Source organism: Kitasatospora sp. NPDC114501 (assembly GCF_055633695.1).
The window spans coordinates 190487-206101 of sequence record NZ_JBVKDS010000017.1; the positions used below are offsets into that span (position 1 = coordinate 190487).

Sequence of the window (15615 nt, forward strand, 5' to 3'; positions counted from 1 at the left end):
CCGCACCGCCGCGCCCGCTACGAGACAACCCCCGCGCAGGCCGCCGTGAACGCCCGGGCCCGGCGGGTGATCTCCGCCCAGTCCCCCGCCGCGACCACGTCCGGCGGCACCACGTCCGTCCCCGCGCAGACCGCGAGCGCGCCGTGCGCCAGGAACTCGGCGGCGTTGCCCGCGTTCACCCCGCCGGAGGCCACCAGCGGCACGCGGGGGTACGGGCCGCGCAGGTCCTTGAAGTAGCCGGGGCCGAACGCCCGGGCCGGGAAGACCTTGACGGCGGCGGCGCCGAGGTCCACCGCGTGCGCCACCTCGGTCGGGGTGAGCGCCCCGAGCACCACCGGCACCCCGGCGACGGCCGCCGCCTCGGCGACCTCGGCCCGGCAGCCGGGAGTGACCAGGAAGGACGCCCCCGCCGCGACTCCGCGCCGGGCCTGCTCGGCGGTCAGCACCGTCCCCACGCCGACCCGCCAGCCCGCCTTCGAGGCCCGCATCAGATGGTCCGTCACATCCGGTGTGGTGTAGGTGAATTCGGTCAGGTTGATGCCGCCCTCGGCGAGGGCGGCGCAGAGCGCGGCGGCGTCCGGGATCCGGGGTGCGCGGACCACCGCGATCACCTGTTCGTCACGCAGGACGGCGAGATCCGCCGGTGCGGGCAGCTCGACGGGGGCGGGGAGATCGGCAGGGGCGGGCAGGTCGTTCGGAGCGGAGAGCTCGGTCATATGGCCAGGGTTCCTCGGTCGGTGCGACGCAGGGCGCGCCCGTGGCGGGCGCCGGTGGTGCGACCCTGCCGGACGACGGCGGTGCCGTTGACGTACACGTACTCGATGCCCTCGGCGGGCAGCCGGGGGTGCTCGAAGGTGGCGGCGTCCCGGACCCTCCCGGGGTCGAGGAGCACCAGGTCGGCGTGGTGGCCGGGGGCGATCCGGCCGCGCCGGTCCAGTCCCAGCCGGGCGGCGGGGCGGCCGGTCATCCGGGCGATCGTCTCCTCCAGCGTCAGCACGCCCAACTCCCGGCTGTAGTGGCCGAGGTAGCGCGGGAAGGTGCCCCAGGCGCGCGGGTGCGGCCGGGCGCCGACCAGCAGCCCGTCGCTGCCGACGGTGTGCGCCCGGTGGCGCATGATCGCCCGGACGTTCTCCTCGTGGCCGACGTGCTGGAGGATCGTGGTGCCCAGCTCGTCCCGGCGCAGCAGGTCCAGGAACACCTCGGTGCCGGTCCGCCGTTCCTCGGCGGCCAGTTCGGCGACGGTACGGCCGACCGTGCCGGCGAGCGAGGCCGAGCGGACTCCGGAGATCTGGATCGTCGCCCAGTCGGTGACCACGCCGTGGCAGCCGTCGCTGCCCTTCTCCTCCACCTCGTACCGGATCCTCGCGCACTGCGCGGGGTCGACGAGCCGCGCCAGCGTCGCGGCGGGGCCGCCCTCGGTGGCCCAACTCGGCAGCAGGGCGGCCAGGGTGGTGGAGCCGGGCAGGTAGGGGTAGCTGTCCAGGGTGAGGTCGACGCCGTCGGCGAGTGCCCGGTCGAGGAGTTCCAGCAGCTCGCCGGCCCGGCCCCGGTTGACCCCGAAGTTCATCGTGGCGTGGGTCAGGTGCAGTGCGCAGCCGCTCCGCCGGGCGATCTCCACCATCTCCGCGTAGCCCTCCAGCGCCCCTTCTCCGTACGAGCGTTGGTGCGGAGCGTGGAAGCCGCCGTAGGCCGCGACGACGGTGCACAGCTCGACCAGCTCGGCGGTGTCCGCGTACGTCCCGGGGGTGTAGCTGAGACCGCTGGACATGCCGACCGCACCGTCCAGCAGGCTCTTCGCCAAAGCCTGCCGCATCCGGTCGAGTTCGCCCGGGGTGGGCGGACGGTCGGCCCAGCCCATGGCGAGCATCCGCAGCGTGCCGTGCGGGACGAGGTAGCAGGCGTTGACGGCGACCCCGGTGCGGTCGATCCGGTCCAGGTAGCCGGCGACGTCCCGCCAGTCCCAGTCGAAGCCGTCCGGATCGCCGTTCCAGCCCGCGAGTTGGCGGCGCAGCGCGGGCAGCGTGGCGTCGTCGACCGGGGCGTAGGACAGGCCGTCCTGGCCGAGGACCTCGCAGGTGACGCCCTGGGTGACCTTGGCCGGGTGCTCGGGTTCGAGCAGCAGGGCCAGGTCGGAGTGGGCGTGCATGTCGATGAAGCCGGGGGCCAGGACCAGTCCGTCGGCGTCCACCGTCTCGGGCGCGTCGAGGCCCTCGCCGATCTCGGCGATCAGACCGTCGGCGATCCGGACGTCCGCCCGGTAGCGCTCCGCGCCGGTGCCGTCCACCACGGTGGCGCCCCGGAACACCGTGGCGCCCCTGCCGCCCCGGAAGACCGTCGCCTCCCTGCCACCCCGGGCGGCCGCTCTCTCCCCGGGCATCAGAAGAACGTCCTGACCAGGCCGGTGACCTTCGGCTCGGCCGCGTCCGCGGAGTCCAGCACCGGGATCGCCGTCCACTTGTCGAAGGCCGTGCACGGGTGCGAGACGCCCAGCCGCAGCACCGCGCCGATCGGCGCGAGGTCGCCCGCGTCCCGCAGGAAGGCGTGCTGGTCGTTGAGCGCGGTGATCCGGGCCGTCGTACCGGTCAACTCGGCGCCGCCGCGCACTCGTTGCGGCTCGGGCAGGCCCTCGTCGAAGGGCAGGTCGCGCTTGCCGGCGTCCAGCAGCGCGAGCTGCGGCTCGGGCCGGGAGACCACCCGGGCCCAGCCGTGCAGCGCGCCGCGGAACGGCGCCTGGCCGCCGTCCCGGGCGAGCGGCGAGATGCCCCGGTAGAAACCGTCGTCGTGGGCGATGTACGCGCCCGAGCGCAGCACCACGAACGCCTCCGGCAGATCCGCCAGTTCCTCGACCACCAGGTCGAAGTAGGCACTGCCGCCGGCCGAGACCACCGGCGGGGCGCCGTCCGGGTAGGCACTCGCCAGCCGGCCGTGCAGGTCGCCGAGGTCCCGCAGGTAGCCGCGGACGGCGGCCAGCGCCTCGGCCGAGGCGTCGTGGGCGAGCGCGCCCTCGTACCCGCCGACGCCCGCCAGGCGCAGGGTGGGGGCGCGCAGGACGGCGGCGGCGACCTCGACGGCGGCGTCCACCCCGCGGGTGCCGGTCCGCCCGCCGGGGCCGCCGAGTTCGACCAGTACCTCGACCGGCCGCTCGGCTCCGGCGGCGCGCAGCGCCTCGTCCATCAGCCGGACGCTCTCGACGTCGTCGACCCAGGAGAGGAGGGCGAAGTCCGGGTCGGCGGCGAGTTCGTCGGCGAGCCAGGCCAGTCCGGCCGGTTCGAGCAGGGTGTTGGCGAGCAGGACGCGCTGGACCCCGAAGGCCCGGGCGATCCGCACCTGGGGCAGGTTGGCGAGGGTGATGCCGTGGCTGCCTGCGTCCAGCTGCGCCTGCCAGAGGGCGGGCGCCATGGTGGTCTTGCCGTGCGGGGCGAGCGCGACGCCCGCCTTGGCGCACCAGTCGGCCATGGTGCGGACGTTGTGGTCGAGGGCGGCGCCGTCGAGGGTGAGCAGCGGGGTGCCGAGCGAGGAGAGGGTGGGGCCGGTGGCGAGCCACTCCCGGGTGGTGCGGCCCCACGACTGCGGCGGGGCGGCTTTGAACCGCCAGTCGAGCGGCTCGTCGGCCAGGGCGGCCACCGCGCCGCGGGCGATACCCGGCCCGGTGACACTGCTTGCGAAGGTCTGCTCCACCGTGTTCCTCCATCCGCACAGGTTGCAACATGCGCAACGAGGGTTGCACATGCTGGCAGCACGGTTCTAGCATCGGCGCCGGATCACGGTCAACGGACCTGACTCCCGGTCAACGGGGTCGGCTCACGTGCGGCGCCCACGGACAACGCGGCGCTCCGCACCACGGAGCCGACCCGGTGGGCCCGCTCTCGACGGAACGGCCGCAGACGAGGAGCCCCGCACATGCCGCGACAGGACACCCAGGGCCCGACCCGCCCCGGTCCTCCCCCGACGGCCGTGTGCGTGGGCGAGTCGATGGCCGTCCTGCTGCCGGACCGCCCGGGCCCGCTGGAGTCGGTGGAGAACTTCCGGCTCTCGGTCGGCGGTGCGGAGTCCAACGTGGCAGGCGCACTGGCCGCGCACGGCGTGCCGACCGCCTGGATCAGCCGGGTCGGCGACGACGGCTTCGGCCGGAGACTGCTCACCGAGGTCGCCGCGCGCGGCGTGGACGTCTCGGCGGTCGCGGTCGACCCGCACCGCCCGACCGGCGTCTACGTCAAGGAGGTCGGCGGCACCACCGGCCACCGCCACGACCTCGGCCCCGGCCGCAGCCGGCTGCACTACCACCGGCGCGGCTCCGCGGCCGCCGCGCTCTCCCCGGACCTGCTCGCCGACCCGGCCGCCGCCGCGCTGCTGGCCGGCGCCCGGCTGCTGCACCTGTCCGGCATCACCGCCGCGCTCTCCGACGGCTGCCTGGCCCTGCTCCGCGCCCTGCTCGCCGATCGCCGCCCGGGCCGCCTGGTCAGCTTCGACCTCAACTGGCGCCCCTCGCTCTGGCGCGACCGCGACCCGGCCGTGCTGCCGCCCCTGCTGGACGCCGCCGACCTGCTGCTGCTCGGCGCCGACGAGGCCGAGGCCGCTTTCGGCACCGGCGACCCGGCCGCCCTGCGCCGCCGCTTCACCGCCCCGGCCACCGTGGTGGTCAAGGACGCCGCGCGGCAGGTGACCGCCCTGGAGCGGGACGGTACGGCGGTCACCGAGCCGGCCCTCGCGGTCGAGGTCGTCGAGGCCACCGGCGCGGGCGACGCCTTCGCGGCCGGCTACCTGGCCGGCACCGTCCGGGGCCTGGACCAGCGGCGCCGGCTGCGGCTCGGCCACCTGAGCGCCGCCTGCGCGCTGACCGCCCACGGCGACCAGGCCGAGCTGCCGGACACCGCCGTGGTCGCCGCTCTGCTCGACGCCTCCCCCGCCGCCTGGGCGGCCACCCGGGTCACCGCGGAGGGCATCACCGGCCCGGCCCTGCCCACCGGCCGCGGACGCCCGGCCGACCGGCCCCGCCCGGCCGCCCCGTCCCCGCCCACCGACCAGGCGCCGTCCACCGACCGCGCGCCGTCCGCCGACCGGGCCCGGGCACAATGAGCGGGAACCCCAGCCCTCGAAGCGGAGCACGATGAGCCAGACCGTCACCCGCGCGCTGCGCATCCTCGCCGAACTCGGCGAGGGCGAGCGCTCCCTCGACCAGCTCGCCGAGGTGCTCGGCGTCCACAAGACGACCGTGCTCCGACTGCTCCAGAGCCTCGAAGAGGAACGATTCGTCTATCGCGACGCGGCCTACCGCTACCACCTGGGCGCCGGCCTCTTCGCACTCTCCGGTCTCGCCCTGGAGCAGCGCGGCGTACGCCGGATCGCCGCCCCGCACCTGGCCGAACTGAACGCCACCACCGGCCAGACCGTGCACCTGGCGGCGTACGAGGGCGGCGAGGTGGTCTACATCGACAAGTTCGACTCCCGCCACCCGGTGCGGATGTACTCCCGGATCGGTCTGCGCGCCGCCCTGCACAGCGCCGCCGTCTCCAAGGTGCTGCTGGCCGACCTGCCGCTGCCCGAGCGGCGCCGGGTGGTGGCCGGGATCGACTTCACCCCCCACACCGAGCGCACCCTGACGACCCCCGAGGCACTGCTCGCCGAGCTGGAGAAGGTCGCCGCCCAGGGCTGGGCGCAGGACCACGCCGAGCACGAGGCCTTCATCAACTGCGTGGCGGCGCCCGTCCGGGACGCCAGCGGCCGGGTGGTCGCCGCCGCCTCGATCTCCGTCCCGGACGTGGTCCTGCCGTACGAGCAGGTGCTGGACCTGCTCCCCCAGCTGCTCGCCACCACCCGCGCGATCTCGGCCGACTGCGGCCGCCCCGACCACAACTGACGTCCAGTCAAACTAAGGAAGCCCATGTCCTCCGAGCACTCCCCGATCGGCGAGAAGACCGAGATCCGCACCGACGGCGCCCCCGCCCCCGCCTGGATGTTCTCCCAGGGCGTCCGCAAGGGCCCGATCCTCCAGGTCTCCGGCCAGGGCCCGCAGGACCCGGCCACCGGCGAGTACCTGTACCACGGCGACGTGAAGGCGCAGACCCGCCGCACCCTGGAGAACGTCAAGGCCATCGTCGAGGCCGGCGGCGCCACCATCGAGGACGTGGTGATGTTCCGCGTCTACCTCACCAAGCGCGCGGACTTCCCGCTGATGAACGAGGTCTACGCCGAGTTCATCGACGAGAACGTCAAGCCCGGCGGCGTGAAGCCGTGCCGCACCACCGTCTTCGTCGAGCTGCCGCAGGAGCCCATGCTGGTCGAGATCGACGCCCAGGCCGTCATCGGCTGACCCGCCACCGCGCCGAAGGGCCCGGACGCCGCCCGCGCGTCCGGGCCCTTCGACGGGCCCGGGGCCCTTCGACGTGCCCGGGGCCCTTCGACGTGCCCGAAACCCGCCCCCCGCCGCCCCGGACACCTGCTTGCCACACTCCCACCCGCACATTAGGTTAGGCTCACCTAACTAACTGGAGGTCCGTCCATGAGCCTGCCCACCGGCGACCCCGAGGTCCCCGAGCCCACCACCGCCGAACGGATCCACAGCCTGCTCGCCACGGCCTCCTCGCTCACCGTCCGCGCCCTGGGCGAGCACCACCACCTGGACACCCCGGTCTCCGTGCACGGCTCCCGGCTGCGACTGCGCACCGCCCTGGACGACCCGCTCACCACTGCCGCCGCCGGTGCCACCGACGGCCTCGCCGTCGTCCTCGACGTCACCGACGTCGCCCCCGTCGCGGTCCGCGACCGGGTCCGCGCCCGCCTCACCCTGGCCGGCCGGCTGCACCTGTCCCACCTCGCCGACGACGGCCTCAGCGTGCACCTGCGGGTGGACGTCGCCCACGCCGTCCTCGCCACCCCGTACGGCACCGGCGCGATCACCGCCGCCGACCTCGCCCTCGCCGCCCCGGACCCGCTGGCCCGCCACGAGGCCGCGCTGCTCACCCACTTCGCCGACGACCACGCCGAGGCACTCGACGTCCTCACCCGGCTGCTCGACCCGGCCGTGCTCGCCCGGCACCCGGAGGTCCGCCCGCTCGCCCTGGACCGCTACGGCCTGGTGCTGCGCCTGGACCACCCGCACGGCCACCGCGACGTCCGCCTGGTCTTCCCCGAACCCGCCCGTGACACCGACGACTTCGGCCACCGGATGCACGAGCTGCTGTCCGCCGCCCAGTACGGCCTGCCGGTGCACCGCGGCTGAGCGCCGGCCGAAGGCCGTCACCGCTCGACGGCGTCCTCCAGCACCACCCGCCCGATCCGCGCGTACAGCCGCGGCCGCCACCGGCGCACCGCGAGCGCCAGCCCCACCCCGCCCGCGAACACCCCGATCACCAGGTAGGGGATCAGCCGGAACACCAGCGTGTGCGCCGCCGCCCCGGCCGCGGCGTCCTTGTGGAGCACCAGCAGCACCACCACCCCGGCCATCGCCACCCCGCCCACCAGCGGCGCGACCAGCGTCCGGAACCAGTGCGCGGTCTCCGGGTGCCGTCCCCGCACGTGGAAGTACCCGACCACGGCGAAGGAGCAGAGCGTCTGCACGACCAGGATCGCCATCGTCCCGAGCAGCGCCAGCAGGGTGTACAGGTGCGCGTACGGGTCCATCCCGGCCGCCAGGAACCCCGCCACCAGCCCCACCGCGATCACCGACTGCACCACCGAGGCGACGTGCGGCGAGCCGTGCCGCGGATGGGTGCGGCCGAGTGCCGGGTGCAGCAGCCCCTCCCGCCCGATCGCGTACAGGTACCGGGCGGCGCACTGGTGGAAGGCCATCGCGCAGGCGAACGAGCCGGTGACGACCAGCCATTGGAACACCTTCACCGCCCAGGCGCCCAGGTGCACGCCGAGCGGGTCGAAGAACAGGCTGTTGCCGTCCTTGCCCGGCACCCCGCCGCTCGCCACCGCGACCGCCTGCTCGACCCCGTTGCCGGACACGATCATCCAGGACACGAAGACGTAGAGCAGTCCGACCCCGATCACCGACACCAGCGTCGCCCGCGGCACCACCCGCTTCGGATCCCGGGACTCCTCGCCGTACATCGCGGTGGACTCGAACCCCACCCAGGACCAGAACGCGAAGAACAGGCCGAGCCCGGCCGCCGCCGCACCCGAACTCCCCACCCCCTTCAGCGCGTTCAGCGGGTTCACGGCGTCGAGCACGATCCCGTCCGGCCCGCCGCCGGAGAACAGCACCGCGAACGAGACCGCCCCCAGCACCCCGATCTCCAGCACCAGCGCGACCCCGAGCACCCTGGCCGTCAGGTGCAGGTCGAACCAGGCCATCACCCCGATCGCCGCCACCCCGAACAGCGCGTACCAGCCCCAGCCCAGCTCCACCCCCAGCTGCGAACGGACCAGCCCGCGCAGCGAGTACGCGAAGAAGCCGAGGGCCGAGGCCTCGGTGACGACGTACGCGAGCACCGCGAGCAGGCCCGAGGCCATCCCGACCACCCGGCCCAGCCCGTGCGAGACGTAGCCGTAGAACGCGCCGACCGCGGTGATGTGGCGGGCCATCGCCACGTACCCGACCGAGAACACCGTCAGCACCACGGTCGCCACGATGTACGCGGCGGGCGCGCCGACACCGTTGCCCTGCCCGACGATGATCGGCAGGTTGCCGGTCATCGCGGTGATCGGGGCGGCGGTGGCGAGTGCCATGAACACCACACCGACCAGGCCGACCGAGTCCGCCTTCAACCGGTCGACCCCGCCCGACCCGGGCCGGTCCCTCCCGACCGTCTCCTCCGTCACGTCCCCGCTCCGGACCGCCATCCGGCCTCCTCGCCTCCCGGACCCGCCCGACCGACCGGACCGGCCGGGCGATGACCGTCCGCCAGCATGGCGCGCCGAAGGCACCCGCGGCGCCGACGACCACCCGGCGGAGCAGCGGAGTTGACGCCGTGTTCGACCGCTCGAACGGCATGGCGGGGCCGAACGGCGCGGAAACGGACCCAGCCCCGGAACGGACCCGGCCCCGGAAACGACAGCGGCCGGCCCGGCCGCACGAGGAGGTCCCCGTGCGGCCGGGCCGGCCTGGGCGTGTCCCGCGCCCATGTCCACTGTGCGGCGATCACCCGGTCGAGCGGTCACCCGACATGACCATCCCGGAGGATCGATTCGCCCCGCAGCAGCGGTGGTTCCTGAAACCCTGGAAGCTCAGCGGCTCCGGGTCAGAGCGCGACGCCGTGCGCGCGCAGGTAGGCGACCGGGTCGATGTCCGAGCCGTACTCCGAGCCGTTGCGGATCTCGAAGTGCAGGTGCGGGCCGGTCACGTTGCCGGTGGCGCCGGAGAGGCCGATCTGCTGGCCGACGGTGACGGTCTGACCAATCTTCACACCGATCGAGGAGAGGTGCGCGTACTCGGCGTAGTGGCCGTCGGCGAGCTTGATCTCGACCTCGTTGCCGTAGGCACCGCCGTTGCCGGCCTTGACCACGACACCGTTGGCGACGGCGCGCAGCGGGGTGCCGGTCGCGGCGACGAAGTCCTGGCCGGTGTGGTGGCCGGAGGCCCACATCGAGCCGGCCACGCCGTAGGCGGTGCCCAGCTTCGGGTTGGCCAGCGGGGCGACGTAGCCGGAGGTGGCGGCGGCGACCGGAGTGGCGGTCACGGCCGCGGCCGGAGCGGCGACCTGCGCCTGGGTCTGGAGCTGCGCGGACGGCTTGGCGGCCTCGGTCTTCACCTGGACCTGGGCCTGCGGCTTGGCGGCCTGGGTCGCCGGAGCGGCCGGCTTGGCCGGAGCGGCGGGCTTCGCCGGGGCGGCGGGCTTCGCCGGAGCGGCGGGCTTCGCCGGAGCGGCGTCGGCGGACGGCGCGGCGGCGTGGCCCTTCAGCGCGAGCTGCTGGCCCGGGAAGATCAGGTTCGGGTTGGCGCCGACGACCGAGCGGTTCTGCTCGTACAGGGCGTGCCAGCCGCCGTCGACGTTCTTGGCGTCGGCGATCTTGGACAGGGTGTCGCCGCTGACGACGCGGTAGCTCTCCTGCGCGGCCTGGGCAGCGGCCGGAGCGGCCTGGGCTGCCGGGGCGGCGGCCGGGGCGGCCGGCTTGGCCTCGGTGGAGGCGGCGGCCGGGGCGGCCGGAGCGGTGTGCGCCTGGGCGCTCACCGCGGTGACGAGCGGGAGGACGAAGGACACGCCGGTGACGGCGGTGGCGATGCCGATGCGGGCGGCGCGGGGCAGGGCGATACGACGAGCCTGAGCAGGCATGGAATTTTTCCTCTCCGACGCCTGCGAGGTGAGCTGTCGGGTTCGGGCTGGAGTTGCCCGGCCGCATGCGCGGCTTCACCCCTAGCCGGTCCTGGACGCCCGCGCCCTGAGGCGCGAACTCCGGTCCGGCGACTTACCTGTGGGTCCCCCGCTCCTGCCGTACAGAGTTCGTTTCGAACCACCGGGCGGCGGCAGGACTCGGCGTTCCACCCGGCGGATCCGTCCGGACTGGCCGGGCGGTCGCTGAACTAAAACCCATCCGTTCGGGTGAAGCAATGTCGATCTCTTGAAACGGCAACGATCCCCCCTGGACCGGTGACCCTCCGCAGGCCGGGCCGCACGGTGCGTACACAATCCATTCACCCCCCGCCACTGATCCGCGACCCTGCGCCGAGATCGGCCACGCTGCGCACCCACCCGCTCACCCACCGCCCAACCCCAACACACCCACCGGTGACCCTTGTCACGTGCGCCTCAGCAGCGCAGGATTCGCCCGTGGCCACCTCCGAGGCCGGCACCCTGCGCCTGGGCACCGCGCAGGGTCGCTGGGTACTACTGGCGACGGTGCTCGGCTCCAGCATGGCGATGCTCGACGGCACCGTGGTGAACGTCGCCCTGCCCCGGATCGGCACCGACCTCGGCGCCTCCCTGGCGTCCCTTCAGTGGACGCTGAACGCCTATCTGCTCACCCTGGCGGGCCTGATCCTGCTCGGTGGCGCGCTCGGCGATCGGTACGGGCGGCGCAAGGTCTTCCTGATCGGCGTGGTCTGGTTCGCCATCGCCTCCGCGGCCTGCGCCGCCGCGCCGAACATCCACGTGCTGATCGCCGCCCGCGCCGTCCAGGGCATCGGCGGCGCGCTGCTCACCCCCGGCTCGCTCGCCATGCTCCAGGCGGTCTTCCACCCTGACGACCGCTCGGCGGCGGTCGGCCTCTGGTCCGGCCTCGGCGGGGTGTCGGCCGCGGTCGGCCCCTTCCTCGGCGGCTGGCTGGTGGACGGCCCCGGCTGGCGCTGGATCTTCCTGCTGAACCTGCCGCTCGCCGCCGCCGTGATCGCGGTCACCACCCGCTCGGTGCCGGAGAGCCGGGACGAGGGAGCCGCCGGGCGCTTCGACGTGCTCGGCGCCGTGCTCGCCGCCGTCGCCCTCGGCGCGATCACCTACGCGCTGACCGCGGCCGGCGAGGGCCTGTCCCCCGCGGTCTGGGTCAGCGGGGCGATCGGGCTGGCGCTCGGCGTGGCCTTCGTGGCCGTCGAGCGCCGCACCCCCGACCCGATGCTGCCGCTCGGGCTGTTCTCCTCCCGGCTGTTCACCGCGGTGAACCTGGTCACCCTGTGCGTGTACGCGGCGTTCAGCGGCGTCTTCTTCCTGCTGGTGGTGCAGCTCCAGATCGTGTCCGGGTTCTCGCCGCTGGTCTCGGGCTTCGCCCTGGTGCCGATCACCGTCCTGATGCTGGCGCTGTCCGCCCGGGCCGGCCGCCTCGGCAAGCGCATCGGCCCGCGCGTCCCGCTGACCGTCGGCCCGATGGTGTGCGCCGCCGGGGTGCTGCTGATGCTGCGCACCGGCCCGGACTCCTCGTACTGGGTGGACGTGCTGCCCGCCGTCACGGTGATGGGCTGCGGGATGACGCTGCTGGTCGCGCCGCTCACGGCGACCGTGCTGGCGGCCGTCGAGGTCCGGCACGCGGGCATCGCCAGCGGGGTCAACAACGCCGCCGCCCGCGCGGCCGGCCTGCTCGCGGTGGCCGCCCTGCCGGCGCTGGCCGGGCTGAGCGGCGACGCCTACCGGGTGCCCGCCTCGGTCGACTCCGCCTTCCACACCGCGATGCTGATCTGCGCGGGCCTGCTGGCCGCCGGCGGGCTGATCGCCTTCGCGACCGTACGGGGCAACGTGCTGGCCCCCGAGGAGCAGCCGGTGGCCGAGCCGAACTGCGACTGGCCGTGCGGCACCACCACCCCGCCGTTCGACCCGGGCCACGTCCCCACGACGCGCGAGAACCCCGCCACCGGTCCGGCGGCGGGGCCCTCGGCCCGGAACTGATCAGACGTCAGAGGATGTCGCCCGGCGCGTACTTGGCGGCCTCCGGGTGGGCGGCCGCGACGGCCTCCACCTGGCGGACCACCTCGGCGACCTGCGCACCGGCCGCGCCGGTGAAGGACAGCCGGTCGGCCAGCAGCGCGTCCAGCGCCGCCCGGTCCAGCGGGATCCGCTCGTCGGCGGCCAGCCTGTCCAGCAGCTCGTTCTCCCGGGCGCCCGCGCGCATCGCCAGCGCGGAGGCGACGGCGTGCTCCTTGATGACCTCGTGCCCGGTCTCCCGGCCGACGCCCGCGCGCACCGCGCCCATCAGCACCTTGGTGGTGGCGAGGAACGGCAGGTAGCGGTCCAGCTCGGCCTCGACCACGGCGGGGAAGGCGCCGAACTCGTCGAGGACGGTCAGGAAGGTCTCCAGCAGGCCGTCGAAGGCGAAGAAGGCGTCCGGCAGCGCGACCCGGCGCACCACCGAGCAGGAGACGTCGCCCTCGTTCCACTGGTCACCGGCCAGCTCGCCGGTCATCGAGGCGTAGCCGCGCAGGATGACGGCCAGGCCGTTGACGCGCTCGCAGGAGCGGGTGTTCATCTTGTGGGGCATCGCGGAGGAGCCGACCTGGCCCTCCTTGAAGCCCTCCGTGACCAGCTCGTGGCCGGCCATCAGCCGGATGGTCTTGGCCAGGCTGGACGGCGCGGCGGCCAGCTGGACGAGGGCGGTGAGCACCTCGAAGTCCAGCGAGCGCGGGTACACCTGGCCGACGCTGGTCAGCACGTGGTCGAAGCCGAGGTGCCCGGCGACCCGGCGCTCCAGCTCGGCCAGCTTCTCGGTGTCGCCGCCGAGCAGGTCCAGCATGTCCTGGGCGGTGCCGACCGGGCCCTTGATCCCGCGCAGCGGGTAGCGGGCGATCAGCTCCTCCAGGCGGCGGAAGGCGACCAGCAGCTCGTCGGCGATCGACGCGAACCGCTTGCCCAGGGTGGTGGCCTGCGCGGCCACGTTGTGCGAGCGGCCGGCCATGACCAGCTCGGAGTGCTGGGCGGCCAGCTTGGCCAGGCGCACCAGCACGGCCACCGTACGGTCGCGCACGTGCTCCAGCGACTGGCGGATCTGGAGCTGCTCGACGTTCTCGGTCAGGTCCCGGGAGGTCATGCCCTTGTGGATCTGCTCGTGCCCGGCGAGGTCGCTGAACTCCTCGATGCGGGCCTTCACGTCGTGGCGGGTGACCCGCTCACGGGCGGCGATCGAGCCGAGGTCGACCTGGTCGATCACCCGCTCGTAGTCGGCGACGGCGTTCGGCGGAACCTCGACGCCGAGGTCCTGCTGGGCCTTCAGGACGGCGAGCCACAGGTGGCGCTCGAGGACCACCTTGTGCTCGGGGGACCACAGCTGGGCCAGGGTCGCCGAAGCGTACCGGGAGGCCAGGACATTGGGGATCTGGGGCTTCGCGCTCACGCTTCGCAAGCCTAACAGCCGAGGTCACGCCCCTCGCAGCCGCCAGGACGCTACGCCCGTAGAGCCCTGGCGCTACTGCGCGCCGCCCGTACGGCCGGCCAGCACCGGCAGCACCTGGGCGCAGATCGAGTGCAGGGCGATCCGCTGCTCGTCGGTCATCGCCTCGAAGGCCTGGTGGGTCCTGGCCATCTCGCCGCGGATCAGGTTCAGGATCTCCCGACCCTCGGCCGTGATCACCACGATCTTCACCCGGCGGTCACCGGCGGCCGCCTCCCGGTTGGCCAGGCCCAGCGACTCCAGCCGGTCCACGATCCCGGTGACGTTCGACGCGTCGCAGCCCAGCCGCCCGGCCAGCGCCCGCATCGGCACCGGTTCCTGCACCGCGCCCAGCGCCTTGGCCTGCGACGAGGAGAGCCCGTGCCGGGCCGCGGCCGCCGCGAAGTCCTGGAAGTACGCGGCACCGACGGAGGCCAACGCCTCCATCAACTCGGCGTTGGTCGGTACGGTCGTCGTCGCTGTCGAACCCATGGGGCCAGCGTACGACCAGGTGCTTCAGTAACTCAAGATTTGAGCACGGCAACCGTCGTCGAGCCGTCCCGCGGCCGCCCCGAGTTCAGAGCACCAGTTGGTCGAACAGCCGCCGCAGCTCCGCGTCCGGGTCCGCGGTCAGCCCGGTGTGCACCGGCCCCGGCTGGACGATCGCGCTGCGCGGCGCGGTCAGCCAGCGGAACCGCTGCCCGGGGCTGTCGCCCGCCGCCGGACCGGCCTGCGGGCCGCCGTGGCAGACCGCCTCGATCCCGTGCAGCGCCCGCCGCACACCCTGCACGTCCGCCACCGGGTCCAGCGCCAGCAACCGGGCCTGGTCCAGGTGCGTACGGGCGGCGAGGTGCGAACTCTGCCGGCAGTACAGCAGCACCCCGACGTTGACGCACTCGCCGCGCTCCACCCTCGGCACCGCGCGGATCACGGCGTACTCGTAGTCGTGCAGCTCGACGGTGACCGGCAGCGCGGACAGCACGGGCTCGGTCATGCGGACACCTCCGGCAGCCAGTCGCGCGGACCGGCCAGTCGCTCGGTCAGCTGGGAGCGGTACGCGGCGCGCACCTCGTCGGGCGAGCCGAAGCCGAACTCGTCCACCAGCCAGACCTCGGGGATCTGCGCCACCGCGCCCTCGATCGCCGCCTCGGCGAGCGGCGCGAGCGCCTTGTCGGCCGCCGCCAGGTCCGGCCGGGCCCGCAGCAGCGCGTGGTCGGAGGCGTCGTACGGACGGCGGATCCAGGAGGCGGCACCCGACCAGTTGTGGTGGAAGATCAGGCTCGCGCCGTGGTCGATCAGCCGCAGCCCGCCGGTCGCCACCAGCAGGTTCGGGTTGCGCCAGGAACGGTCGACGTTGCCGATCAGCGCGTCGAACCAGAGCACCTGCCCGGCGAGCTCCGGGTCCACCTCGAAGCAGAGCGGGTCGAAGTTGAGCGCGCCGCTGACGAAGGCCATCCCCAGGTTGGTCCCGCCGCTGGCCCGCATCTGGTCCTGGATCTGGTGGTCCGGTTCGCTGCGCGCGAGCACCGGGTCCAGGTCGATCGTCACCAGCTCCGGCACCGGCAGTCCGAGCCGCCGGCCGAGCTCCCCGGCCAGCACCTCCGCGACCAGCGCCTTGCGGCCCTGCGCCGCACCGACCCATTTCAGCGCGTACAGCCGCCGATCGTCGGCCTCGACCAGGCCCGGCATCGAGCCGCCTTCTCGCAGTGGCGTCACGTACCGGATCGCCGTCACCTCGGGTAGCACGGCCGACAGCCTATCGGTGTCCCCGCCCTTCCTCTCCCTTCCTCCCGCCGCCGCCCCGCACAACCCCTTCTCCCCGCCCCGCTCCCCACCCCCAAACCCACATCCGCCACACCCGCACGGCCCCGCCACATCCCTCCCTCA

General features: G+C 74.2%; 14 protein-coding genes and 1 riboswitch. Of the genes, 5 read left to right on the forward strand and 9 right to left on the reverse strand.

Annotated features, from left to right (window positions below):
- Positions 1-17: 17 nt before the first annotated feature.
- From ACZ7RU_RS29510 to ACZ7RU_RS29520, 3 genes are read right to left on the reverse strand one after another with little or no spacing between them, the layout of a single operon-like run.
- Complete coding sequence (locus ACZ7RU_RS29510) at positions 18-716, reverse strand: bifunctional 4-hydroxy-2-oxoglutarate aldolase/2-dehydro-3-deoxy-phosphogluconate aldolase (protein WP_470344011.1); 699 nt, start codon at positions 714-716, stop codon at positions 18-20.
- Positions 713-2377, reverse strand: a complete 1665-nt coding sequence (locus ACZ7RU_RS29515) for an N-acyl-D-amino-acid deacylase family protein (protein ID WP_470344012.1) — start codon at positions 2375-2377, stop codon at positions 713-715. Before ACZ7RU_RS29515 ends, ACZ7RU_RS29510 begins: the two co-directional genes overlap by 4 nt.
- Positions 2377-3678 (reverse strand): type III PLP-dependent enzyme domain-containing protein, encoded by a 1302-nt coding sequence (locus ACZ7RU_RS29520; protein WP_470344013.1) that lies wholly within the window; start codon positions 3676-3678, stop codon positions 2377-2379. Before ACZ7RU_RS29520 ends, ACZ7RU_RS29515 begins: the two co-directional genes overlap by 1 nt.
- Positions 3679-3900: 222 nt before the next feature.
- On the opposite strand from ACZ7RU_RS29520, the gene ACZ7RU_RS29525 reads away from it, so the two are divergent.
- The 4 genes from ACZ7RU_RS29525 (at position 3901) to ACZ7RU_RS29540 (ending at position 7219) form a co-directional block, all read left to right on the forward strand.
- A complete protein-coding gene (locus tag ACZ7RU_RS29525) occupies positions 3901-5076 on the forward strand; it encodes a sugar kinase (RefSeq protein WP_470344014.1) in 1176 nt (391 codons plus the stop codon).
- A gap of 31 nt (positions 5077-5107) precedes the next feature.
- Positions 5108-5857 (forward strand): IclR family transcriptional regulator, encoded by a 750-nt coding sequence (locus tag ACZ7RU_RS29530; RefSeq protein ID WP_470344015.1) that lies wholly within the window; start codon positions 5108-5110, stop codon positions 5855-5857.
- A 24-nt stretch (positions 5858-5881) separates the two neighbouring features.
- Positions 5882-6310 carry a RidA family protein gene (locus tag ACZ7RU_RS29535; RefSeq protein WP_470344016.1) on the forward strand — a complete coding sequence of 143 codons (429 nt, stop codon included), beginning with the start codon at positions 5882-5884 and terminating at the stop codon, positions 6308-6310.
- Positions 6311-6499: 189 nt separating this feature from the next.
- Positions 6500-7219, forward strand: coding sequence for a DUF2470 domain-containing protein (locus ACZ7RU_RS29540; protein WP_470344017.1), 720 nt, complete (start codon positions 6500-6502; stop codon positions 7217-7219).
- 17 nt (positions 7220-7236) lie between these two features.
- On the opposite strand, the gene ACZ7RU_RS29545 is transcribed toward ACZ7RU_RS29540, so the two are convergent.
- The gene (locus ACZ7RU_RS29545; RefSeq protein ID WP_470344018.1) at positions 7237-8787 is read right to left on the reverse strand and encodes an APC family permease; all 1551 of its coding nucleotides are present in this window, start codon (positions 8785-8787) and stop codon (positions 7237-7239) included.
- Positions 8788-9185: 398 nt separating this feature from the next.
- A complete protein-coding gene (locus ACZ7RU_RS29550) occupies positions 9186-10217 on the reverse strand; it encodes a M23 family metallopeptidase (protein ID WP_470344019.1) in 1032 nt (343 codons plus the stop codon).
- 3 nt (positions 10218-10220) lie between these two features.
- Positions 10221-10358, reverse strand: a riboswitch (cyclic di-AMP (ydaO/yuaA leader).
- 354 nt (positions 10359-10712) lie between these two features.
- Here ACZ7RU_RS29550 and ACZ7RU_RS29555 point away from each other — a divergent pair.
- On the forward strand, positions 10713-12254 hold the full coding sequence (locus tag ACZ7RU_RS29555; RefSeq protein WP_470344020.1) for an MFS transporter: 1542 nt from the start codon (positions 10713-10715) through the stop codon (positions 12252-12254).
- Positions 12255-12261: 7 nt separating this feature from the next.
- Here ACZ7RU_RS29555 and purB read toward each other — a convergent pair whose 3' ends face one another.
- The 4 genes from purB to ACZ7RU_RS29575 form a co-directional block, all read right to left on the reverse strand.
- Complete coding sequence (gene purB / locus ACZ7RU_RS29560) at positions 12262-13701, reverse strand: adenylosuccinate lyase (protein WP_470344021.1); 1440 nt, start codon at positions 13699-13701, stop codon at positions 12262-12264.
- 63 nt (positions 13702-13764) lie between these two features.
- Entirely contained in the window at positions 13765-14220 is a 456-nt protein-coding gene (locus ACZ7RU_RS29565) for a MarR family winged helix-turn-helix transcriptional regulator (protein WP_470344022.1), read from the reverse strand.
- A gap of 85 nt (positions 14221-14305) precedes the next feature.
- The gene (locus ACZ7RU_RS29570; protein WP_470344023.1) at positions 14306-14722 is read right to left on the reverse strand and encodes a DUF3037 domain-containing protein; all 417 of its coding nucleotides are present in this window, start codon (positions 14720-14722) and stop codon (positions 14306-14308) included.
- Complete coding sequence (locus ACZ7RU_RS29575; protein WP_470344024.1) at positions 14719-15474, reverse strand: HipA family kinase; 756 nt, start codon at positions 15472-15474, stop codon at positions 14719-14721. The genes ACZ7RU_RS29570 and ACZ7RU_RS29575 overlap by 4 nt, the downstream gene beginning before the upstream one ends.
- Positions 15475-15615: the final 141 nt, after the last annotated feature.